Origin of the sequence: Rubrivirga sp. (assembly GCF_965213695.1) — a bacterium.
Lineage (GTDB): Bacteria > Bacteroidota > Rhodothermia > Rhodothermales > Rubricoccaceae > Rubrivirga.
In genome coordinates, this window is sequence record NZ_OZ243912.1 from 264,095 (window position 1) to 287,422 (window position 23,328).

The 23,328-nt window shown below is 71.8% G+C and carries 17 protein-coding genes; all 17 read left to right on the forward strand.

Annotated features, from left to right (window positions below):
• Positions 1-18 precede the first annotated feature (18 nt).
• The 17 genes from ACOOHE_RS01180 to ACOOHE_RS01260 all read left to right on the forward strand — a co-directional run bounded on the left by ACOOHE_RS01180 (position 19) and on the right by ACOOHE_RS01260 (position 23,306).
• The gene (locus tag ACOOHE_RS01180) at positions 19-1,650 is read left to right on the forward strand and encodes a RagB/SusD family nutrient uptake outer membrane protein (RefSeq protein ID WP_420455970.1); all 1,632 of its coding nucleotides are present in this window, start codon (positions 19-21) and stop codon (positions 1,648-1,650) included.
• Between the two features lie 476 nt (positions 1,651-2,126).
• Positions 2,127-2,303, forward strand: a complete 177-nt coding sequence (locus tag ACOOHE_RS01185; RefSeq protein ID WP_420455971.1) for a hypothetical protein — start codon at positions 2,127-2,129, stop codon at positions 2,301-2,303.
• A 476-nt stretch (positions 2,304-2,779) separates the two neighbouring features.
• Positions 2,780-6,121, forward strand: coding sequence for a CRTAC1 family protein (locus tag ACOOHE_RS01190; RefSeq protein WP_420455972.1), 3,342 nt, complete (start codon positions 2,780-2,782; stop codon positions 6,119-6,121).
• A gap of 477 nt (positions 6,122-6,598) precedes the next feature.
• Positions 6,599-9,949 (forward strand): VCBS repeat-containing protein, encoded by a 3,351-nt coding sequence (locus ACOOHE_RS01195; RefSeq protein ID WP_420455973.1) that lies wholly within the window; start codon positions 6,599-6,601, stop codon positions 9,947-9,949.
• Between the two features lie 69 nt (positions 9,950-10,018).
• Entirely contained in the window at positions 10,019-11,353 is a 1,335-nt protein-coding gene (locus ACOOHE_RS01200; protein ID WP_420455974.1) for a vanadium-dependent haloperoxidase, read from the forward strand.
• Positions 11,354-11,628: 275 nt separating this feature from the next.
• On the forward strand, positions 11,629-12,066 hold the full coding sequence (locus ACOOHE_RS01205) for a hypothetical protein (RefSeq protein WP_420455975.1): 438 nt from the start codon (positions 11,629-11,631) through the stop codon (positions 12,064-12,066).
• A gap of 67 nt (positions 12,067-12,133) precedes the next feature.
• The gene (locus ACOOHE_RS01210; RefSeq protein ID WP_420455976.1) at positions 12,134-12,841 is read left to right on the forward strand and encodes a 3-keto-disaccharide hydrolase; all 708 of its coding nucleotides are present in this window, start codon (positions 12,134-12,136) and stop codon (positions 12,839-12,841) included.
• An 11-nt stretch (positions 12,842-12,852) separates the two neighbouring features.
• Entirely contained in the window at positions 12,853-14,154 is a 1,302-nt protein-coding gene (locus ACOOHE_RS01215) for an MFS transporter (RefSeq protein ID WP_420455977.1), read from the forward strand.
• A 100-nt stretch (positions 14,155-14,254) separates the two neighbouring features.
• Positions 14,255-15,040, forward strand: a complete 786-nt coding sequence (locus ACOOHE_RS01220; protein WP_420455978.1) for a gluconate 2-dehydrogenase subunit 3 family protein — start codon at positions 14,255-14,257, stop codon at positions 15,038-15,040.
• 112 nt (positions 15,041-15,152) lie between these two features.
• The gene (locus tag ACOOHE_RS01225) at positions 15,153-16,919 is read left to right on the forward strand and encodes a GMC oxidoreductase (protein ID WP_420455979.1); all 1,767 of its coding nucleotides are present in this window, start codon (positions 15,153-15,155) and stop codon (positions 16,917-16,919) included.
• A 72-nt stretch (positions 16,920-16,991) separates the two neighbouring features.
• Positions 16,992-18,431: a Gfo/Idh/MocA family protein gene (locus tag ACOOHE_RS01230; protein ID WP_420455980.1), complete on the forward strand. Its 1,440-nt coding sequence runs from the start codon at positions 16,992-16,994 to the stop codon at positions 18,429-18,431.
• 67 nt (positions 18,432-18,498) lie between these two features.
• The gene (locus tag ACOOHE_RS01235) at positions 18,499-19,392 is read left to right on the forward strand and encodes a sugar phosphate isomerase/epimerase family protein (protein ID WP_420455981.1); all 894 of its coding nucleotides are present in this window, start codon (positions 18,499-18,501) and stop codon (positions 19,390-19,392) included.
• Between the two features lie 56 nt (positions 19,393-19,448).
• Entirely contained in the window at positions 19,449-20,333 is an 885-nt protein-coding gene (locus ACOOHE_RS01240) for a hydroxypyruvate isomerase family protein (RefSeq protein WP_420455982.1), read from the forward strand.
• Between the two features lie 125 nt (positions 20,334-20,458).
• On the forward strand, positions 20,459-21,163 hold the full coding sequence (locus ACOOHE_RS01245; protein ID WP_420455983.1) for a ThuA domain-containing protein: 705 nt from the start codon (positions 20,459-20,461) through the stop codon (positions 21,161-21,163).
• A 4-nt stretch (positions 21,164-21,167) separates the two neighbouring features.
• Complete coding sequence (locus tag ACOOHE_RS01250; protein WP_420455984.1) at positions 21,168-21,425, forward strand: hypothetical protein; 258 nt, start codon at positions 21,168-21,170, stop codon at positions 21,423-21,425.
• 30 nt (positions 21,426-21,455) lie between these two features.
• Positions 21,456-22,640, forward strand: a complete 1,185-nt coding sequence (locus tag ACOOHE_RS01255; RefSeq protein ID WP_420455985.1) for a Gfo/Idh/MocA family protein — start codon at positions 21,456-21,458, stop codon at positions 22,638-22,640.
• A 45-nt stretch (positions 22,641-22,685) separates the two neighbouring features.
• Positions 22,686-23,306, forward strand: coding sequence for an HAD family hydrolase (locus ACOOHE_RS01260; RefSeq protein ID WP_420455986.1), 621 nt, complete (start codon positions 22,686-22,688; stop codon positions 23,304-23,306).
• The last annotated feature ends 22 nt before the right edge of the window (positions 23,307-23,328 follow it).

A 23,328-nucleotide genomic window follows, 5' to 3' on the forward strand; every position in this document is an offset into this window, starting at 1 on the left:
CCCCGCCCCCCCAAAGCCATGAATCGACTCTTTACTAGAACCCGGGTGGCCCTCCTCGCGGCCCTGCTCGCGCCGGCCCTCGGGCTGGCGGCCTGTACCGACCTCTCGGTCGACCCGTTCAGCTCGGTCACGCCCGAGAACTTCTACCGGACCGACACCGAGGTCATCGCGGCTCTGTCGCCGGTCTACTCCCAGCTCCGGGCCACGTTGTGGGAGTACCACAACATGAGCGAGGTGACGTCCGACGAGGTCATCGTCCCGACCCGGGGTCGGGACTGGTTCGACGGCGGCGACTGGCTCGCACTTCACCAGCACAGCTGGACGCCCCAGCACCCGAACGTGAACGGGGCCTGGAACGTGTCGTACGCGGGCATCGCCCGGGCGAACAGCCTGCTCAGCGACCTCGAGACAATCGACGTGCCCAACAAGTCCGGCCTGATCGCGGAGATCCGCGCGCTCCGGGCGTTCTACTACTACACGCTCCTCGACTTTTTCGGCAACGTCCCGATCATCGGCGACGAGGAGGGCGAGTTCCGCGTCGACCCGGAGAACCTGCCGCCGACCGAGACGCGCCAGACGGTGTACGCCTTCGTCACGAGCGAGCTCGAAGCGGTCCGCGGTGACCTCCCGGTGGCGGGCGCGGGCAACGGGGGTCGCATGTCGCAGGGCGCCGTGGACGCGATGCTGGCCAACATCTACCTCAACGCCGAGGTGTTCAACGGGACGGTCACGACGAGCGGCCTCCAGCGCGCCACGCCCGAGTACCAGAAGGCCATCGACGCGGCGACGCGCGTGATCAACGGGCCGTACTCGCTCAATCAGGGCGTCGACGCCTGGTTCGAGCAGTTCACGCCGGACAACCAGGCCAACCCGGAGCACATCTTCGTGGTCCAGCACCTGGCCGAGCAGGGCTACGGGATGAGCTTCCCGCACCGGACGTTCCACTACAACTCGTTCGCGGGCGGTGGCTGGAACGGGTTCTCGACGATCGCGGAGACCTACGGCGCTTTCGACGAGGACGACCCCCGCCGCGGCATCTTCGCCGTCGGCCAGGCCATCAACTACAACACGGGCCAGCCGATCTGCCAGCGCCCGGGGAACTACAACCCTGACACGGGCGAGTGTGAAGGAGCGCCACCGCTCGTCTTCACTGTCGACTTCCCGAACGGCGTCACGCAGGCCGGCGGCGGGGCGTCCGAGGGCGACGGCGTTCGGTTGAACAAGTTCACCGTCGACGACGACCAGGTCAACGGCAACCACGGGAACGACTACCCCTACTTCCGCCTGGCCGAGATGTACCTGATCCGGGCCGAGGCCAACCTCCGCCTGGGTAACCAGGGCGCCGCGCTCGCCGACGTCAACGCGCTCCGCGCTCGTCTCCGAAGCGGCGGGGTCGGCGAGGACGACGACGACGACGGGCCGGAGCTCCTGACGAGCGTCTCGCTCGACGACATCCTGAACGAGCGGCTCTTCGAGCTGACCCAAGAGGCCCGCCGTCGCCAGGACCTGATTCGCTACGGCGTGTTCACCTCGCGCGACTGGTCATTTAAGAACGGCCCGAGCCTGCCCTACCGCGTCTTGTTCCCGATCCCGCAGACCCAGATCGACGCCTCGGACGGCCTGCTCCAGCAGAACCCGGGCTACAACTAGGCCTCGGATCGCCGTCCGGCTCCCATCGACTCAACGCGGGCGCTCTTCCTCAGGAGGGCGCCCGTTTCGGTCCGAAAAACCCACCGGCGCAGCAATGGCAGATATGGCCGGCGTAGTGCAACGTCGCCACACAAAGTGGTGCGCGAAGACGAGACCAGAGGGCGAGCGGGGAGTCGAATAAACCTCACTCCCCCACCCCTCTCATGACGCTGCGCCCCGCCTCCCTCTTCGCCCTCGTCCTGGGCCTCACGTTCACTACCATTGGCTGCGATGCCGTCGGGCCAGATGCGGCGCCAGTGGCCGTGGCGAGCGCGTGCCCGGTCCTCGGACCGTGCGGTGATGACCCTCCCCCCACGCCGCCCGCGCTAACCGTCTACACGACGGGACCGGGAGCGCTCTACCTCCACGAGTCCGCCCAATACACTTCGTATCCCAACGGAGGGACGCCGCCGTACACATACCAGTGGTCCCAACGGATGGACTCTGGCAACGGTAACTGGTCGTACTGGACGAACACCAGCACAACACAGTCGACGTACGCCTCGGTCAACTCTTGCGGGATCTACCGGATGCAGCTCCGAATTCAGGTCAGCGACACCGGCAACCGGAGCAAGACGGCCTACCAGACGGTCGACGTTCGGAACCCCTGCTGAAAGCAATACCTAGTCTCTGGTCTTCGTGCCCCGTTCGGCTGTCCGAGCGGGGCGCGTCGCGTTCATGTGGCGCGTCCGGCATCAGCAAGGAGTTAAGTTTGGGACCGCAGGAGGCTGAATGCGCACGCGGAGCAGCGCACTCCCCGTCGTCGTTCTCGTTCCTGGTCTCCATCTCCGACAACCTAGGCGTCAACCCGCCAGCGCCGGCGCGACCGCGTGGCGACCGTGCTGAATGAGCGACCCCAAACTCCCGCCCTTGTCATCCTGAGCGAACGCGAAGGATCTCATATCGGAGTCTGAGCCTTGCCCCACCGGTTCCGATGGCCTCCACCGTCGGCGTTGAGATCCTTCGCTGCGCTCAGGATGACAAGGGGAGAGACCGGTGGGGGCGCGCGCCAGGCACAGCCGTCCTGAAACTGGAGGGGAGCGGTACGCCGAGCGCTGCCCGATCTCGCCAGCATCCATTTCGACCGTCCATGCGCCTGTCCCTGCTCTGCCTCCTCGCGGCGACCGCCCTCGGCGGATGCACCGGCGACGCCGACACGCTGTTCACGTCGCTCACGGCCAGCGAGACCGGGCTCGACTTCGAGAACCGGATCGAGGAGAGCCAGGAGCTCAACGTGTTCACCTACCGCAACTTCTTCAACGGCGGCGGGGTCGGCATCGGCGACGTCGACGGCGACGGGCGGCCCGACGTGTACCTCACGGCCAACATGGGCCCGAACCGGCTCTTCCTCAACCGGACCGAGCCGGGCGGGCCGGTCCGGTTCCAAGACGTGACCGAGGCGGCCGGCGTGGCCGGGACGAAGGCGTGGAGCACCGGCGTCTCGGTCGCCGACGTCGACGGCGACGGCCGGCTCGACCTCTACGTCTCGAACGCCGGGACCGCCAGCGGCGAGGACCGCGCCAACGAGCTGTTCCGGAACCTCGGGCCCGGGCCCGACGGCGTCCCCCGGTTCCAAGACGTGGCCGCCGACTGGGGCGTCGCCGACGACGGGACCTCGACGCACGGCGCCTTTTTCGACGCCGACGCCGACGGCGACCTCGACCTGTACGTCCTGAACAACTCGTTCCGCGCCGTCTCGTCGTTCGGGTTGCGCAACATCCGCGACGAGCGGCACCCGACCGGCGGCGACAAGCTGTACCGGAACGAGGCCGGGCCCGGCGAGCCGCCCCGCTTTGTCGACGTGAGCGAGGCGGCCGGCATCCTGGGCTCCGAGATCGCCTTCGGCCTGGGCGTCACGTTGGGCGACATCGACGACGACGGGCTCTTGGACGTCTTCGTCTCCAACGACTTTTTCGAGCGCGACTACCTCTACCGGAACCGCGGCGACGGAACGTTCGAGGAGGTCCTCGAAGAGGCCATGCCGAGCATCTCGCTCTCGTCGATGGGCGCCGACATGACCGACCTCACCGGCGACGGCCGGCCCGAGGTGTTCGTCGTCGACATGCTGCCGGACGACGACGACCGGCTCAAGGCGTCGTCGAGCTACGAGGGCCACAACCTGTACCGCGCCAAGGTGGCCCAGGGCTACCATCACCAGGCCATGCGCAACGTGCTCCAGCGCAACGACGGCGACGGCACGTTCTCCGAGATGGCGGGCATCGCCGGCGTCGACGCGACTGACTGGAGCTGGGCCGCGCTCTTCGCCGACCTCGACCTCGACGCCCGGACCGACCTGTTCGTCACGAACGGGATCCTGCGCGACGTCACCGACCAGGACTACATCGCGTTCCTGGCCGACACGCAGAACCAGAACGCGATGGCGACCGGCCGGGGCGTCGACTTCCTCGAGCTCCTTGAGGTCATGCCGTCGACGCCGCTCGAGAACGTGGCCTTCCGCAACGTGAGCGTCGGCGACAGCGTGGCCTTCGAGCGCGCGCCGGGGTGGGGGCTGAACGAGGCCGGCTTCTCGAACGGCGCCGCGACCGCCGACCTCGACGGCGACGGCGACCTCGACGTCATCGTCAACAACGTCAACGCGCCGGCCAGCCTCTACCTCAACCACGCCGCCGAGCGCGGCGGGCGCTCGCTCGTGGTCACGCTCGACGGCGAGGGGCGCAACACGGGCGGGATCGGGGCGAAGGTGGCCGTGTGGAGCGGCGGCGAGGTCCAGGTCCGGGAGGCCGTCCCCACGCGGGGCTTCCAGTCGAGCGTCGACCCCCGCCTCCACGTCGGCCTGGGCGACGCCGCCGGGGCGGACTCGGTCGTCGTCCGGTGGCCCGATGGGCGGACGCAGACGCTCGCCGACGTCCCGGCCGGGGCGCTCACGCTGCGCCAGGCCCAAGCGACGGGCGGGCCGCGCGCCCTGGCTCGGCCGCTCGGCGACCGCGGCCTGCTCCGCGACGTGACGGCGGAGGTCGCGCCCGACTGGCGCCACCGGGAGGACCCGTTCGTCGACTACGACCGCCAGCTCCTGATGCCGTGGCCCCGCTCGACCGACGGCCCGGCCGTCGCCGTGGGCGACGTAGACGGCGACGGCCAGGACGACCTGTTCCTAGGCGGAGCGGCCGGCCAGCCGGGCGTCCTGTGGCTCCGCCGGGGCGGCCGGTTCGACCTCGCCACGCCCGCCGCCTTCGACGCCGACGCGGCGTCGGAAGACGTCGCCGCCGCCTTCCTCGACGCCGACGGCGACGGCGACCTCGACCTCTACGTGGGCTCGGGCGGGTCCCAGGCCGAGCCGTCGAGCCCGACGCTCCGCGACCGCCTCTACCTCGGCGACGGGGCTGGCGGCTTCGAGCCCGCCCCCGACGGCGCGGTCCCGGCGACGACCGAGGCCGTCGGCACCGTCGTCGCGGGCGACTGGGACGGCGACGGCGACACGGACCTGTTCGTCGGCGCGCGCGTGGTGCCGGGCGCCTACGGCGTCGCGCCCCGGAGCGCGCTGCTCCGCAACGATGGCCGGCCGGGGTCGCCCCGGCTCGTGGACGTCACGCGCGGGACCGCGCCCGGCCTCGACGAGGTGGGGATGGTGGCCGGCGCCGCGTTCGCCGACTGGGACGGCGACGGCGACCTCGACCTGGCGACGGCCGTCGAGTGGGGGCCGATCACGGTTTGGACGAACGACGGCGGCCGGTTCGCGCCGTCGCCCATTGACGGGACCGACGGCCTGTGGCAGGGGCTTGTGGCGGCCGACCTCGACGGCGACGGCGACCCCGACCTCGTCGGGCCCAACTGGGGCCTGAACAGCCGGCTCCGGACGGAGGGCGGACCGCTCCGGCTCCACGTCGGCGACTTCGACGGGAACGGGCGGAGCGACCCGCTGCTGTCGGTCGTCAACCGGGGGCGGAGCTTGCCGTTCGCCCTGCGCAACGAGCTGACGGCCCAGCTCCCGGGCCTCAAGCGCGAGTACCTCACGCCGAGCACCTACGTCGGCCAGACCGTCGAGGACTTGCTGACGCCGGCCCAGCTCGAACGCGCGGACGTGTACCAGGCGTCCCAGCTCGCGAGCGCCGTCCTGCTGAACGGGGCCGAGGGCTGGTCCGTCCGGCGGCTCCCGTTCGAGGCCCAGCTCGCCCCGATGGCTGCCGCCCTCGGCCTGGACGCCGACGGCGACGGGGCCACGGACCTGCTGATGGCCGGCAACCGCGACGGGCTCAAGCCCGACCTCGGCCGCCAGATGTCGTCGCGCGGGGCCCTCCTGCTGGGCGACGGGCGGGGCGGATTCCGGCCGGTCCGCTCCGGGTTCCGCGTCGGCGGTCAGGTCCGCCACTTGGTCCGCGTGCGGGGTACGGCTGGCGACTGGGTCGTGGCCGTGCGCAATGACGCCGCGCCCGTCCTGTTCGCCCTCGGCGGAGAGCCCGTGGCCGCCCGCTAGCGCCATAACCCTTTGCTCGTGCACCGTACCCCCCGTTCGTCCGCCCCTCGCTCCGCTCAACGGGCGGACGGCCTGTCCCCCTTCAAGGGGGACAGCTCCCCGACCTGGGAGCGGAGCGACCGGAAGGGGAGCGGGGGGTCGGCCCACGAGCAACCCGACACTACTCTCTAGAATGGAGGTGAGGAGGCCGGAATCGTACTTCTCGCTCCAACCGACCTCGTGTCAGCGGCCGCGTGAGAGTGAAGTCCAATCCGGCTGATCCGTTTCATCTCGAGGTCGTCCCCGCGCAGGCGGGGATCCAGGGTGACGGTTGCTAACCCCCCTTCAAACTCGGAGGCCCCCGGGGAGATCGCCCTCACCCAGACGCTCGCTTCGATCTCCATGCCGCTCGATCCCTGGATTCCCGCCTCCGCGGGAATGACTACGAGTGAGAGGGGTGCCCACACGACAAACAACTCAGCGATGGATCTTGCTTGCATGGCTCCGACCCGACTCCTTCTCCTCGCTTTCCTCCTGTTCGCCGTCGCCGGGTGCGGGGCGCCGGGCGAGCCGCTGTTCACCCGCCTCGACCCGGCCGAGAGCGGCGTCACGTTCGAGAACACGCTGGCGGAGGACGCCGACTTCAACATCCTCCGCTACCTCTACTACTACAACGGCGGCGGCGTGGCTGCCGGCGACATCGACGGCGACGGGCTGGCGGACCTCTACTTCACCGCCAACGAAGGGCCGAACGCGCTCTACCTCAATCGAACCGAGCCCGGCGGGGCGGTCCGCTTCGAGGACGTGACCGAGGCCGCGGGCGTGGCCGGCACGAGCGACTGGACGACCGGCGTCGCCATGGCCGACGTGGACGGCGACGGCCGGCTCGACCTCTACGTCTCGGCCCTGGGCGACTACCAGGGCCAGCGCGGGCGGAACGAGCTGTTCCTCAACGAGGGCGCCGGGCCCGACGGCGTCCCCCGGTTCCGCGAGGCCGCGGCCGAGGTCGGCCTCGACTTCCAGGGGTTCGGGACCCAGGCCGCCTTTTTCGACTACGACCGCGACGGCGACCTCGACGTCTACCTCCTCAACCACGCCGTCCACACCGACCGGAGCTACGAGCGGCCCGAGCTGACCCGCCAGCGCGACGAGCAGACCGGCGACCGGCTCTACCGCAACGACGGCGAAGGCGGCGGCCTCCCCCGGTTCGTCGAGGTGACCGAGGAGGCCGGCATCGTCAGCGGGCTGAGTGGGTACGGGCTGTCGGTGGTCACGAGCGACCTCGACGGCGACGGGTGGCCCGACCTCTACGTCGGCAACGACTTCCACGAGAACGACTTCGTCTACCTCAACCAGCGGGACGGCACGTTCGAGGAGGTGTCCCAGGCGGCGCTCGCCCACTCGTCGCGGTTCTCGATGGGCGCCGACGCGGCCGACGTCGACGGCGACGGCCGCTCCGACTTGGTCGTCTTGGACATGATGCCGCGGCGCGAGGACATCCGCCAGACGTCGGTCGGCGACGACACCTACGACGTCGACTTTTTCAAGCGGTCCATCGGCTACGGGCCGCAGGTGGCCCGCAACTCGCTCCAGCTCAACCGCGGCCTGGGCGCCGACGGCACCCCCCGGTTCTCCGACGTCGCCACGACGTCCGGCATCGAGGCGACCGACTGGAGCTGGTCGGCACTCCTGGCCGACCTCGACCTCGACGGCCACCGCGACCTCTTCGTCACGAACGGGATCTGGCGCCGGCCCAACGACCTCGACTACATCAACTACGTCTCCGACGCGGCCGTCCAGCAGACGCTGGCCGAGGGCATCGGCGAGGAGAGCCGCCAGGTGTGGGAGCGGATGCCGCAGGTGGCCATCCCCAACGAGGCGTTCCGCGGCGTCGGCGGGTTCCGGTTCCAAGAGGCCGACTGGGGCCTCGCGCACGAGGGCTTCTCGAACGGCGCGGCGACGGTCGACCTCGACAACGACGGCGACCTCGACGTGGTCGTCAACGACGTCAACGGGCCGGCCGCAGTCTACGTCAACCACGCGGCCGAGCGCGGGGCGACCTCGCTCGTGGTCACGCTCCAAGGCGAGGCGCCCAACACGGGCGGCGTCGGCGCGCGCGTCGAGGTCTGGGCCGACTCGGTCGGCCGGCAGACGGCCGAGGCGTATCCGACCCGCGGGTTCCTGTCGTCCCAGGACCCCCGGCTGATCGTCGGGCTGAACGGGGCGGAGCGGGCCGCGCGCGTCCGCGTGACGTGGCCGGACGGGCGGACGCAGACGCTGGCCGACGTGCCGGCCGGGCCGCTCACGCTCCGCCAGGCCGACGCCGGCCCGGCCGACGACGCGCCCGCCCCGACGGCGCGGCGGCTGTTCGAGGACGTAACCGACGCCACCTTCCCGCCGTGGCGCCACGTCGAGAACGTGTTCATCGACTTCAACCGCGAGCGGCTCATGCCCCACATGGTCTCGCGCCTGGGCCCGGCCGTCGCCGTGGCCGATGTCGACGGCGACGGCCGCGACGACGTGTTCGTCGGCGGGGCGCGCGCTCAGGCCAACGCGCTGTTCCTACAGACGGCCGCCGGCACGTTCGTCGAGCGGCAGGTCGCGGCCTGGGCCGAGCACGCCGAGGGGGAGGCCGTCGACGCCGCCTTTTTCGACGCCGACGGCGACGGCGCGCTCGACCTCTACGTGGCCACGGCCGGCAACGAGTTCCGAGGCGAGAACGACGCCATTCTCGACCGGCTCTACCTCGGCGACGGGGCCGGCGGGTTCCGGGAGGCGCCGGCCGGGTCGCTCCCCGACCGCTGGGTCCACGTCGGCGCCGTCGCCCCGGCCGACTGGGACGGCGACGGCGACACCGACCTGTTCGTCGGCGGGCGCGTGGTGCCGCGGGCGTACGGGATGCCAGCGCCGAGCGCACTCTTGGAGAACGACGGTCGGGGCCGATTCCGCGACGTGACGGCCCGGCTCGCGCCCGGCCTGGCCGAAGTCGGAATGGTCAGCCGCGCCGCCTGGGGCGACGTCGACGGCGACGGCCGCGCCGACCTGGTGCTGGTCGGCGAGTGGATGGCGCCGACCGTCTACCGCGCGACGGGCGCCGGCTTCGAGCTGCTCGATGTCGGGCTCGGCGAGGCGACCGGCTGGTGGACCGCGCTCGACGTGGCCGACCTCGACGGCGACGGCGACCTCGACCTCGCCCTCGGCAACCTCGGCCTCAACTCGCGCTTGCGCGCGTCGCCCGAGCACCCGGCCCGGCTCTGGCTCGCCGACTTCGACGGCAACGACGCGCTCGACGGCATCGTGACCTCGTACCGCGACGGCGACGACTACCCGCTGGCGACCATCGGCCTGCTCCAGCAGACGTTCCCCGAGCTCCGCAAGCGGTTCCCGACCGCCGCCGAGTTCGGCGCCCGGACCGTCCCCGACCTGTTCGGCCGCCGCGCTCGGGACGCCGAGCAGCGGACGGCGACCACGTTCGCGAGCGCCGTCGCCTGGAACGACGGGGCCGGCCGGTTCGACCTCCGCCCACTCCCCGACCTCGCCCAGATCGAGCCCGTCTACGCGCTCGCCTCGGCCGACCTCGACGGCGACGGCGTGCTCGATCTGGTGCTCGGCGGCGGCCAGCTCGGCGTCCGCCCCGACCGCGGGCGCTACGACGCTGGCCTGGGGCTGGCGCTCCTGGGCGACGGCGCCGGCGGGTTCGAGCCGGTCGGGCTCGACGGCGGGTTGGCGCTCGACGGCGAGGTCCGCGCGCTCCGGTTCCTCGACGGCGGCCGGCGGCTGCTCTCGGCCACCAGCGACGGGCCGCTCCAGGCGTTCCGCGTCCGACCAGAGGTGGTGGCAACGCGGTGAAAACCGGGGATGTGCCTTGCCGGGTGGGACGGCCACCATCATCTTCCGACATGTAAAACGACTGTGCCGATGACGCGCCTGGCTCTCCTGCTCGCCCTGACCCTGTCGGTCGCCGGCTGCGGCGGCCCCGACGCGCCCCCGCCGCCCCAGGCCGCCGACCCCGAGCTGCTGCATGGGGCTGTCCAGCGGGTCACGGACGTGATGACGCACGACATCTTCAGCCCGCCCCAGGCGAGCCGCGTCTACGCCTACGTCTCGGTCGCTGCCTACGAGGCGCTCGTCCCGACCCGGCCCGAGATGGCCTCGCTCGCGGGCCAGCTCCGCGACTTCGACGCGCCCCCGCCGCCCGAGGGCGACGTCCACGGCCCGACCGCCGCCGTCTGGGCCGCGCTCGCCGTCGGCGAGGCGCTGACGTTCTCGGCCGACGAGGTGGCCGCCTACCGCGACGACGCCGAGGCCCAACTCCGCGAGGCTGGGCTGGGCCGACGGCTGGCGGCCCGGTCGCAGGCGTATGGCGAGTCCGTCGCCGAGCACGTGCTGGCGTGGGCCGCTGAGGACGGCTACGCCCAGACGCGGAGCGGCCCGGCCTACACCGTCACGAACGAGCCCGGCACGTGGCGCCCGACACCGCCTGCGTACATGGACGCCATCGAGCCCAACTGGGGCACGCTGCGCCCGTTCGTGCTCGACTCGGCCGCCCAGTTCAAGCCGCCGCCGCCGCCGCCGTTCTCGCTCGCGCCCGGCACGGCGTTCCGCCAGCAGGTCGACGAGGTCTACGCCGTCACGACTGAGATGACCGACGAGCAGCGCGACATCGCCGCGTTCTGGGACTGCAACCCCTACGTGATGCACACGCGCGGCCACGCTATGTTCGCCACCAAGAAGATCACGCCGGGCGGCCACTGGATGGGCATCGCGGCCATCGCCAGCCGCGACGCCGGCGACGACGTGGCGGGCGCCGCCGAGGCCTACGCCCGCACCGCCCTCGCCCTCGCCGACGGGTTCCTCTCAGTCTGGGACGAGAAGTACCGGAGCCGGCTGATCCGCCCGGAGACGGTCATCAACGAGCACCTCGACGAGGACTGGGTGCCGCTCTTGCAGACGCCGCCGTTCCCCGAGTACTCGTCCGGCCACAGCGTCATCTCGGGCGCCGCCGCCGAGGCGCTGACCGCGCTCTACGGCGACGAGGTCAGCTTCGTGGACACGGTCGAGATCCCGTACGGCCTGCCGGCCCGGCCGTTCGCGTCGTTCCGCCAGGCGGCCGAGGAGGCCGCGATCAGCCGGCTCTACGGCGGCATCCACTACCGGATGGCGGCCGACCACGGGCTCGAGCAGGGCCGCGGCGTCGGCGGGCTCCACGTGGACCGGGTCGAGACGCGGGCGCCCGCCGTCGCTCGCCGCTGACGGGGCGAGGCGCGGAGCGGAGCATCCCGCAGGGCGCGAGCGCAACGTCGGCGTTTGGTTACCCCACTCATGTCATCCTGAGCAGAGCGAAGGATCTCAGCACGATCCTCCGACCACTCCGGCACCGCTCCCTACGGCCCGGGACCCCGCGTTGAGATCCTTCGCGTTCGCTCAGGATGACAAGGGGCGAGGTTGCGGTCGCTCCGCAGGGCACGCCGAGATCGCCGACCGAGGGTCCGAGCCGGACTAGCTTGCGGCTGCTCCTTCCCGCTCCCATGACCCGTCGCCTGCTCGCCCCCCTCGCGCTCGTCGCGCTCCTCGTCCTCTCCGCGTGTGACGGCGGCGGCCCCGACCCCATCGGCGTGACGGGGACCTGGGAGGGCGTCGTGTTCCGGCCGGACGCCGCCGACGCCCCCCGCTACCCGATCGAGATCCGGATGACCGACACGGGCACCCGGATCACCGGGAGCGGCGTGGTCGAGGGGCTCCCCGACGCGCCGCCCGACGGCCGGTTCGAGTTCGTCATCGGCGACGGCTCGTTCGTCAATGGCAACCTGACCCTGAGCATCCGCTACGAGGACCGCCCCCCGTTTATGGGGACCATCGCGGGCGTCCTCTCCAACGAGGACCCAGCCGAGATCCGGGGGACGATGGACGGGGCCGGGGCCGCGCGCGGCAACTTCGTCATCGAGCTCCGGTCGCGGAGCGCGTAGGCGGCGTGGAAGGGCTTTCGCACGGCGGGCCTCTGGGTCTACATTGGCACCCCTTCACGGTCCGTTAATGAGACTCCCCGCGATCCTGCTCGCTGCCGCCCTCGTGCCGCTCGCGGCTTGCGGAGGGGCGGAGGGCGCCGCAACCCCTCCGCCCCCCGCGGCCGGCTGGGTCGACCTCTTCGACGGCCAGTCGCTCGACGGCTGGCACGGCTACGCGCGCCCCGACGCGCCCGCCGCGTGGTCCGTCGCCGACGGGGTGATCGCGTTCACGCCCGGCACCGACGACGGCGGCGACCTGGTGGCCCCCGGCACCTACGCCGACTTCGAGCTCGAGGTCGAGTGGAAGCTGGCCGAGTGCGGCAACGCCGGCCTGTTCTACCGCGGCGAGGAGAGCGCCGACGTGGCGCCCATCTGGCGGACCGCCCTCGAGATGCAGATGCTCGACGACACCTGCCACCCCGACGGCAAGTACCCGAGCCACCAGGCCGGCGGCCTCTACGACCTCTACACGCCGACGGCCTCCGTGCTCCGGCCTGGCGACTGGAACACGTCGCGCGTCGTTGCCGACGGCGACCGGATCGAGCACTGGCTGAACGGCACCCAGGTCGTCTCCGCCGAGCAGGGCTCGGCCGACTGGAACGCGCGCGTGGCCGTCAGCAAGTTCCGCAACGGCGAGGCCTTCCCCGGCTACGGCACCCGCCGCGCTGGGATCATCGGGCTCCAGGACCACGGCGACCGGCTGTGGGTCCGCTCGGTCCGCATCCGCACCCTCTAGCCCCCACCACCATGAACGGGATCAAGGCCAGGCTGAGCACGATGATGTTCCTGGAGTTCTTCGTCTGGGGCGCGTGGTACACGACCGTCGCCGTCTACATGGCGGAGAACGGGCTGGGCGACCTGACGCACTGGCCGTTCACGGTCAACCCCATCGCGGCCATCGTCGCCCCGTTCTTCCTCGGGCTCGTCGCCGACCGCTACTTCGCGGCCCAGAAGGTGTTCGGGGTGCTCCACCTGCTCGGGGGCGTGTTCATCCTGCTGGCCCCGGGCCTGATCGGCGACCCGACGCTGTTCATCCTGGCGCTGTTGGCCTACAACCTCTGCTACATGCCGACGCTCGGCCTGTCGAACACGATCGCGTTCGAGCAACTGGAGGACCAGGAGAAGGAGTTCCCCGTGATCCGCGTGTTCGGGACGCTGGGGTGGATCGTGGCCGGCCTGTCGATCTCGTTCGTGCTGAGCCCCGTGCTCGGGGTCGAGTCGGCCGAGGCGACGGCGTGGCCGCTCTACCTGACCGGGATCGGCTCGCTCGTCCTGGGCGCGTTCTCGTTCACGCTGCCGAACACGCCGCCGGTCGCGAAGGGCCAGCCGGTCTCGGTAGCGAGCATTGCCGGCGTCGACGCGTTCAAGCAGCTCGGGAGCCGCCCGTTCTACATCTTCCTGGCCGCCAGCTTCCTCATCTGCATCCCCCTCGCGGCCTACTACAACTTTACCCAGCTCTTCCTGGGGGCGACGGGCTTCGAGAACATCGCGGCCACGCAGTCGCTGGGTCAGGTCTCGGAGGTCCTGTTCATGCTGCTGATGCCGCTCCTGTTCGTGCGGTGGGGCGTCAAGTGGATGCTGGCGGCGGGCATGTTGGCGTGGGTGATCCGCTACGCGCTGTTCGCGCTCGCCGCGCCGGCCTCCGTCACCTGGATGATCGTGGGCGGCATCGCGCTCCACGGCATCTGCTACGACTTCTTCTTCGTGACGGGCCAGATCTACGTCGAGAAGAAGTCGACGCCGGCCGTGCGTGGGCAGGCCCAGGGGCTCCTGGTGCTCGTGACCTACGGCGTCGGGATGCTGATCGGGGCCCAGGTGGCGGGCGCCGTCTACAACGGGTTCTTGGCGGGCCGCGACGTCCTGCCCTTGGCCGAGTGGGCCCAGTTCTGGTGGATCCCCGCCGGCTTCGCCGCCCTCGTGCTCGTCCTGTTCATGGCCCTGTTCAACGACCGCGTCGACCGCTCGGCCGCGACCGTCGAGCCCCACGCCGACGCGCCCGGCGCCAGCCTCACGCCCGCCACTGAGGCCGGCGTTCCGGCCGTGACCTGATTTCAGATGCGTGATCCGTGATGCGTGACCCTTCGCAGGCACCTCGGCGCCCGCGTGAGAATCACGCATCACGGATCACGCATCCCCATCCCACCCTCCTATGACCTTCGGCCCTCCCATCGACCGCCGCTCGGCGCTCCGCCGGCTGTCGGCCGTGCTCGGCGGCGTCGCGACGGCCCCGCTCGCGTCGGGCCTGCTCGCCGGCTGCCAGACGCCCGGCGGCTCGGACCTCGCGGCCTACGAGTACCGGACGCTGACCGGCGGCCAGCCCGACCTGCTCGCGGCGCTCGTCGACCAGATCATCCCCGAGACCGACACGCCCGGCGCGGCCGAGGCCGGCGTGCCCCAGTTCGTCGACATGATGCTGACCGACTGGTACGCGGCCGAAGAGCGCGACGGGTTCCTGACGGAGCTCGACGCCGTCGACCGCCGGGCCTCCGGCTCGTTCGTCGACCTCGGCGACGACGCCCGCGCCCAGCTCGTGGCCACGCTCGACGCCGAGGCCTACGCCGACCAGCCCGGCGCCGTCGGCAGCCAAGCCCGGCCGGACGACGAGGAGATCGACGGCGACGTGGCCGGCGCGGCTCAGGAGGGGACGTACCAGGCCAACGAGGAGCAGGACCACGAGGTGGCCGGGATGCAGGGCGACCTGGGCGAGGCCATGGACGAGGAGACCGCGGAGGCGACCGAGCTCTCGACCGGCGAGGGGACGGCGACGGTGGGCGAGGCCGCGCCGCCGCCGTTTTTCCGCCAGCTCAAGGAGCTCACGCTCGCCGGCTACTACACGTCCGAGGTCGGCGCGACGCAGGAGCTCCAGTGGCTCGCCGCGCCCGGCCGCTACGACGCCGACGTCCCGCTCTCCGAGGTCGGCCGGGCCTGGGCCTGACTCGCAAGGGTACGGGGTACCCGGTACGGGGTACGCCGCCCACTCGCTGAACCTGACCTGTACCTCGTACCGGGTACCCCGTACCCGCTCACGAGGCGCACCCTCATTACTGATGCAGACTCATTCCCACGGCGCCAGCGCCATCGACAAGATCCGGACGATCAACGTCCAGGCCGGCGGCGAGGTCTACGACGCCATCGTCGTCGGCTCCGGCATCTCGGGCGGGTGGGCCGCCAAGGAGCTCACCGAGAAGGGGCTCAAGACGCTCGTGCTCGAGCGCGGCCGGGCCGTCGAGCACGGGGCCGACTACGTCACCGAGCACCAGGCGCCGTGGCAGACGCCGTTCCGCGGGCGCGGCGACCGCCGCCACGCCGAGGAGCGCCAGTTCCGCCAGATGAAGGCCGGGCCCTACAACGAGAACACGGCCCACTGGTACGTCGACGACGTGGACCACCCCTACGAGACGGCCGAGGACGACGCGCCCGACGAGTTCCTGTGGGTCCGGGGCTACCACCTCGGGGGCCGCTCGATCATGTGGGGCCGCCAGTGCTACCGGCTGAGCGACATGGACTTCACGGCCAACGAGCGCGACGGCCGCGGCACGCGCTGGCCCGTCGGCTACGCCGACGTCGAGCCGTGGTACTCGTACGTCGAGCGGTTCGCCGGCATCTCGGGCGAGCGGTTGGGGCTCCGGCAGCTCCCCGACAGCGAGTTCCTCCCGGCCATGCCGCTGACGGCCGTCGAGCGGCACGTCCGCCAGTCCATCGCCGACCGCTACGACGGCCGGGCGATGACGATTGGCCGGGCGGCCATCTTGACCCAGGCCCACCAGGGCCGCGCCGGGTGCCACTACTGCGGCCCGTGCGACCGCGGCTGCTCGGCCGGCGCCTACTTCTGCTCGCTCTCGTCGACGCTGCCGGCCGCCCAGGCGACGGGCAACCTCACCGTCCGCCCCAACTCCATCGTCCACTCGCTGGTGTACGACGAGGGGACCGACCGCGTGACCGGCGTCCGCGTTGTCGACCGGGAGACGAAGGAGGAGATGGTGTTCAACGCCAAGGTCGTGTTCCTAAACGCGAGCGCGATCGGGTCGGCCATGATCCTGATGAACAGCACGTCGCCGCGCTTCCCCAACGGGCTGGGCAACCAGTCGGGCCTGCTCGGCAAGGGCATCATGGACCACCACTTCATGGTGGGCGCCTCGGGCGAGGTCCCGGGCTTCGAAGACCGCTACACGTTCGGGAACCGGCCCAACGGGATCTACATCCCGCGCTTCCAGAACCTGCCGTGGGACCCGTCCTCGAACCGGGACTTTATCCGGGGCTACGGTTACCAGGGCGGCTCGGGCCGAGGCGGCTGGGGCCGAGGCGCCGGGACGCCGGGCGTCGGCGTGGCGCTCAAGGAGAGCCTGCGCGAGCCGGGCCAGTGGAGCTTCACGATGTTCCCCTTCGGCGAGACGCTGGCCTACGACGACAACCGCGTCGAGCTCACCGACCAGACCGACGAGTGGGGCGTCCCGATCCCGCGCATCGTCGGCTCCATCCGCGACAACGAGATGCGGATGCGCCAGGCCATGAAGAGCGACGGGGCCGAGATGCTCGAGGCCGCGGGCGCGGTCAACGTGAACGAGTGGGAGGCCAACTACCGGCTGGGCGAGGGCATCCACGAGATGGGAACGGCGCGGATGAGCGCGACGCCCGCGACCGGCTGCGTCGACGAGCACAACCGGGTCCACGAGATCCCCAACCTCTACGTCACCGACGGCGCCTTCATGACGTCGGCCGGCTGCCAGAACCCGTCGCTGACCTACATGGCCTTCACCGCCCGCGCCGTCGACCACGCCGTGACGGCCGTCAACAACGGCGACCTTCGCGTCTAGGGCATGGGGAACGAGGCAAGAGGCATGAGTCTTCTTCGCCCCATGCCCCACGCCTCTTTCCCCCTTGCCCTCATGAACCGCAGAGACTTTGCCCGCACCGCCGCCGCCGCGTCCGTGGCCCCGTTCGTCGTGCCGCGGCACGTGCTCGGCGGGGCCGGGTTCGTGGCGCCGAGCGACACCGTCGTCGTCGGCGTGATCGGGGCCGGGGGGATGGGCGCGTCGAACGCGGCCCCGCTGGCGATGATGGACGACGTGCGGATCGCGGCGATTGCTGACGTCGACATGGGGGTCGTGGCCCAGGCCGTCGAGCGGCGGCTGGCCTCCGACAACCCCGACGCCCGCCAGGCCGGCGCGGCACTCCGCGACGCCTACGCCTCAGCCACGCCCTACGCCGACTACCGCGAGATGCTGGCGGCCGAGTCCGGCCTGGACGCCGTCCTGGTCGCCACGCCGGACCACCACCACGCCTTGGCCGCGCTGATGGCGATGGACCGCGGGCTCCACGTCTACGCCCAGAAGCCGCTGACGTACACCGTCGACGAGAGCCGGCGGCTGGCCGCGAAGGCGGCCTCGACCGGGCTGGTGACCCAGATGGGCAACCAGGGCCACTCGGGCGACGACGGCCGGCGCGTGGTCGAGGTCGTCCGCGCCGGCGTGCTCGGAAAAATCCGCGAGGTCCAGGCGTGGACGAACCGGCCGAACGGGTGGTGGCCGCAGGGCGTCCCGATGCCCGAGCCGGCCCCGGCACCGGCCGGCCTGGCGTGGGACGTCTACCTCGGCCCGAACGAGCCGATGGCGTACCGGCCCGGCATCCACCCGTTCGGGTGGCGCGGGTTCGTCGGCTTCGGCGTCGGATCCCTCGGCGACATGGGCGCGCACCTGGTCGACTTCCCCGTGTGGGCCCTCGACCTGCCGCGCCCGAGCCGCGTCGAGACGCGCCACACGCCCTGGGGCGGCGACCGAGAGGACCCGGCGACGTACCCGCTCGCGACCGTCACGACCTACCGCTTCGACGCCGCCGGCCCGGCGGCCGGCGCGGCCGATCCCGGGGGGGCCATCGGCATGACGTGGTACGACGGCGGTCTGCTCCCCCCGACCCCGACGCAGGCGCCGGACGGCTTCACGCTCGACCCGAACGGCGGCGTCATCTTCGTCGGCGAGCGGGGCCTGCTGATCCACGAGACCTACGGGACCAACCCCCGTTTCTTGTCGAACGACCCGGCCCTCGACCTCGGAGCCGAGGCGGCCGACGTGCCGACGTCGCTGCCGCGCGTCGAGGGCGGGATCCGCGCGCACGAGGCCAACTGGATCCGCGCGATCCAGGGGACGGAGCCCGTCTCGTGCCCGTTCGGCTACGGCGCCCACCTCAACGAGATCATGCTGCTGGGCATCGCCGCGATGAGCGCCGGCCAGCCGCTCGCGGTGACCTCCGACGGCGCGGTCACCAACCACCCCGACCCCGCCTCGGTCTTGTCGCGGACCTACCGCGCCGGCTGGGAGCTGCCCGCATGAGTGGGTACGAGGTACAGGGTACAGGGTACCCGAGCACGTACCTCGTACCCCGCACCCCGTACCTGTCATGAACCGCCGCCACTTTCTCCGCCAGTCCGGCGCCGCCGCTGCGGTGGGCGCCCTCGTGGGCCCCGGCGCCGCTCGCGCGCTCGCCGCCGCCCGGTCCGCGCCCGTCCCGGCCGAGATCGGGATCCAGCTCTACACGCTCCGCGACCTCCTGCCCGGCGACGTCAACGGCGTGCTCGAGATGCTGGCGCGGGTCGGGATCGGCGAAGTCGAGACGGCGGGCTACGCCGACCGCGACCCGGCCGACTTCCGAGCGGCGCTCGACGCGCACGGGCTCACGTCGCCCTCGGCGCACCAGATGGTGGCCGAGGTGGTCGCGGGGTCGCCGAGCATGGCGAACGCCGGGCTCCCCGACTTCGACACGGCCCTCGAAACGATCTCGACGGTCGGGCAGAACTACTTCGTCATCCCGTGGCTGCCGCCGGACGGCCGGCCCGACCGCGACGGCTACCTCCGGCTGGCCGACCTGCTCAACGGGTTCGGCGAGCGGTCCCAAGCGGTGGGCGTCCAGATGGCGTACCACAACCACGACTTCGAGTTCGAGACGTTCGGGACCGACCGCCCGGCCTACTTCGACTTCGTCGAGCGGCTCGATCCGGACCTCGTCACGCTCGAGCTCGACCTGTACTGGGTGGCCGTCGCCGGCTACGACCCGGTCGAGGTCTTCGAGCGGTACCCTGGCCGGTTCCCGCTGTGGCACGTCAAGGACGGCGCGGGCGACGACATGGCGCAGACGGTCGTCGGCCGGGGCACCCTCGACTGGCCCCGCATCTTCGCCGCCAGCGAGACGGCGGGGCTGAGGCACGCCTTCCTCGAAGCCGACAACCCGCCCGACGGCGACAGCTTGGCCTTCGCCCGCGACAGCGTGGCCTACGTCGAGTCGCTGCGCGAGTGATGAGCAAAGAGTGATGGGTGAAGGGCCCCTCACTCCTCACCCTTGACCCCTGACCCGTGAACCGCCGAGACTTCGTCCGAGCCGCCGGGGCCGCGCTGCCGCTCGCCGGCTGCGCGCCGGCCGCGGTCGCCGCGCCGGGTCCGCTGGCGACTCCCACCGCCAGCCGGCCCCGTGCGGCCTCGTTCCGCCACTCGGTCTGCCGGTGGCCCTTCGGCGAGTGGCCGCTCGACACGCTGTGCGGCGTCGCCGCCGACCTCGGCATCGACTCCGTCGAGTTGGTCCAGCCGTCGGACGCGCCGACGCTGGCGGCCCACGGCCTGACGTGCGCCATGACGGCCCACCCCGACGCCCTCCCGGACCCGCTCCGCAAGGGGTGGAACCGGGCCGAGCACCACGACTACCTGGTCCCCGCCTACCGCGAGCAGCTCGAAGCGACCGCCGACGCCGGGTGGCCCCACCTCATTGTGTTCTCCGGCAACCGCGACGGCCTCGACGACGCGGTCGGGCTAGAGACGATGGCCCAGGGGATCGAACAGGTCCTGCCCGACGCCGACCGGCTCGGCGTCACGCTCTGCATCGAGCTGTTCAACTCGAAGGTGGACCACCCGGACTACATGGGGGACTCGACCGCGTGGGGGCTGGCCCTCGTCGAGCGGATCGGGAGCCCGCGCTTCCGGATCCTCTACGACATCTACCACATGCAGATCATGGAAGGCGACGTGATCCGCACGGTGACCGACCACCTCGACGCCTTCGCCCACTTCCACACGGCCGGCGTGCCCGGGCGCCACGAGATCGACGAGAGCCAGGAGCTGTTCTACCCCGCCATCATGCGGGCCTTGGACGACGCCGGGTTCGACGGGTTCGTGGCCCAGGAGTTCATCCCCACCGGCGACCCCCGCGCCGCCCTCGCCGACGCCATCACCCGATGCTCCGTCTGATGCAGCGCTCGATGGATCGTAGCCGACGAGCGACCGGGTGCCGCGAGCGCTGGGGAATGGGGAGCGGGGAATGGGGAGCGAGTAGAGGGAGCCGGCGCCCCACGGCCTCCGTCCTTCTGGTCTTGGTGGCCGTCCTCGCGGGGTGTGCCGGGGGCTCGCCCGGGGCCACGCCGCGCGTGCTCGTCTACACGAACGCCAACGGCTACGTCCACGCCTCGATCCCGGTCGGAGCGGCGGCGCTGGGCGAGATCGGGGAGCGGAACGGGTTCGCGGTCGACGTCACCGACGACAGCCTGGCGTTCACGCCCGAGCGCCTGGCGACGTACGCCGCCGTCGTGTTCCTGAGCACCACGGGCGACGTCCTGAGCTCGGCGCAGGAGGCGGCCTTCGAAGACTATGTCGAGGGCGGCGGTGGCTTCGTCGGGGTCCACGCCGCCGCCGACACCGAGGTCGACTGGCCGTGGTACGGCCGCGCAGTCGGCGCGTACTTCGACAACCACCCGCCGACGCAGCAGGCGGCCATCGACGTGGTCACGGCCGACCACCCGGCCACGCGCGCGCTCCCGGCCCGGTGGACGCGGACCGACGAGTGGTACAGCTTCCGCGAGGCGCCGACCGGCGTGACGGTCCTGCTGCGCCTGGACGAGTCCTCGTACGACGGCGGGACGATGGGCGCCGACCACCCCATCGCGTGGGCCCACGCCGTGGGCGACGGGCGGGCGCTTTACACGGCGCTCGGGCACACGGCCGAGAGCTACGCCGAGCCCGCCTTCCGCGGCCACCTCGGCGGCGCCGTCTGCTGGGCCGGCCGCCTCCCGTGCGCCCGCTGACGCCGTGAGCACGCCCTCAACGAACGCCTGGATCTACGCCGTCGCCGCCGTGTTTTTCCTCGGGGTCGGCCTCCGCGACCTCGGCCTGGGTGGTGACCCCGACCTCCTCGACGCGGCGTGGGAGCTGACGTTCGCCACGGCGAATGGCCTGTTCGTCTGGCTCCACCGCGGTGGGCCAGCGTGGACGAAGCCCATCGGCACGGCTCTGTTCGCCGCTGGCATCGCGGGGGCCCTTGCCTCCATCGTCCTCGACGCCGCGTAGTCCGCCAGCCCCTCCCTTCCCCCTCGTCCGATGCCTCTTCACCGACCCCTCCGCGCCGGCCAGGTCGGCGGCGGCCCCGGCGCCTTCATCGGCGAGGTCCACCGCCGCGCGATGCGGATGGACGGGCTCGCCACGCTCGTCGCCGGCGTGTTCTCGTCCGACCCCGACAAGAGCCGGGCGCACGCCGCCAGCCTCGGCGTCGAGCGGGCCTACGGCTCGTTCGAGGAGATGGCCGAGGCCGAGGCCGCGCGCGACGACGGCATCGAGGTCGTCTCCATCGTCACGCCGAACTGGCTCCACGCGCCGGCCGCGCTCGCGTTCGTCGAGCGCGGGATCTCGGTCGTCTGCGACAAGCCGATGACGACGACGCTGGAGGACGCCGAGGCGCTCGTCCGCGCCGTCCACGAGCACGACATCACGTTCGCGCTGACGCACAACTACACGGGCTACCCGATGGTGAAGCAGGCCCGGGCCCTCGTCGCCGACGGGGCCATCGGCGAGGTGCGGAAGGTGGTGGCCGAGTACAGCCAGGGCTGGCTCTCGAAGCCCGTCGAGCGCGAGGGGAGCAAGCAGGCCGCCTGGCGGACGGACCCGAAAAAGGCGGGCGCCGGCGCGCTCGGCGACATCGGGAGCCACGCCGAGAACCTGGCGGCCTACGTGACCGGGCTCGAACTGGACCGGCTGTGCGCCGACGTCCGCACGTTCGTCCCGGGCCGGCCCATCGACGACGACGCCAACGTGCTGCTCCGGTACCAGGGCGGCGCGGGCGGCGTCTTGCACTGCTCCCAGATCGCGGCCGGGCTCGAGAACGACCTCCGCCTGCGCGTGAGCGGGACCGAGGGCACGCTCTCGTGGCGCCAGGAGCACCCCAACGAGCTGGTCCACCACTCGCTCGCGGGCGTCGAGCGCGTCTACCGCCGCGGCCACGACACGCTCTCGTCGGCCGCCCAGCACGCGAGCCGCCTGCCGCCCGGCCACCCCGAGGCGTTCAACGAGGCGTTCGCGAACGTCTACTCGAACGCGCTCCGCACCATCGCCGCGCGCGCGGCCGGCGACGAGCCGGACCCGCTCGACCTCGACTTCCCGACCGTCGAGGACGGCGCCCGCGGCGTCCACTTTATCCTGACCGCGCTCGAGAGCGGGCGCCAAGAGGCCTGGGTCGACGCGAGCTACGAGCCGCCTGTGGCGGGGCACGGGGCACGGGGCACGGGGTAAGAGGCGTGAGCCTCGCCGTTCGTCAGACCCTTGCCCCCTCGCCCCATGCCCTCCCCCTCCACCGTCGTCTTCGACCTGGGCGGCGTCCTCATTGACTGGGACCCGCGCTACGCCTACCGCGACATGGGCGGGACCGAGGCCGAGATCGAGCACTTCCTGGCCGAGGTGGCCACGTCGGAGTGGAACCACCAGTTCGACGCCGGCCGACCGTTCGCCGAGGGAATCGCCGAGCGGAAAGAGCGGTTCCCCGAGCACGCCGAGTGGATCGAGGCGTGGTGGACGCGCTGGCCCGACATGCTGGGCGACGCCATCGCCGGGACCGTCGAGGTCTTGCGCGAGCTCCGCGACGCTGGCGTCCCACTCTACGCGCTCACCAACTGGTCGGCCGAGACCTTCCCCATCGCGCGCGAGCGGTTCGCGTTTTTGGGGTGGTTCCGGGGGATCGTCGTCTCGGGCGAGGTCGAGATGGCGAAGCCGGACCCCGGCATCTTCCACCACCTCGCGGACGACTTCGGCCTCGACCCGTCCGACACGGTGTTCATCGACGACAGCCCGGCGAACGTCGAGTCGGCCCGGGCGCTCGGCTTCCACGGCGTCCCCTTCACGTCGCCCGACGACCTCCGCCGCGACCTTGCGGCCCTCGGTCTGCCGGTCGCCGCCGACTGACCGCGTTGGCCTCGGTCCGCCC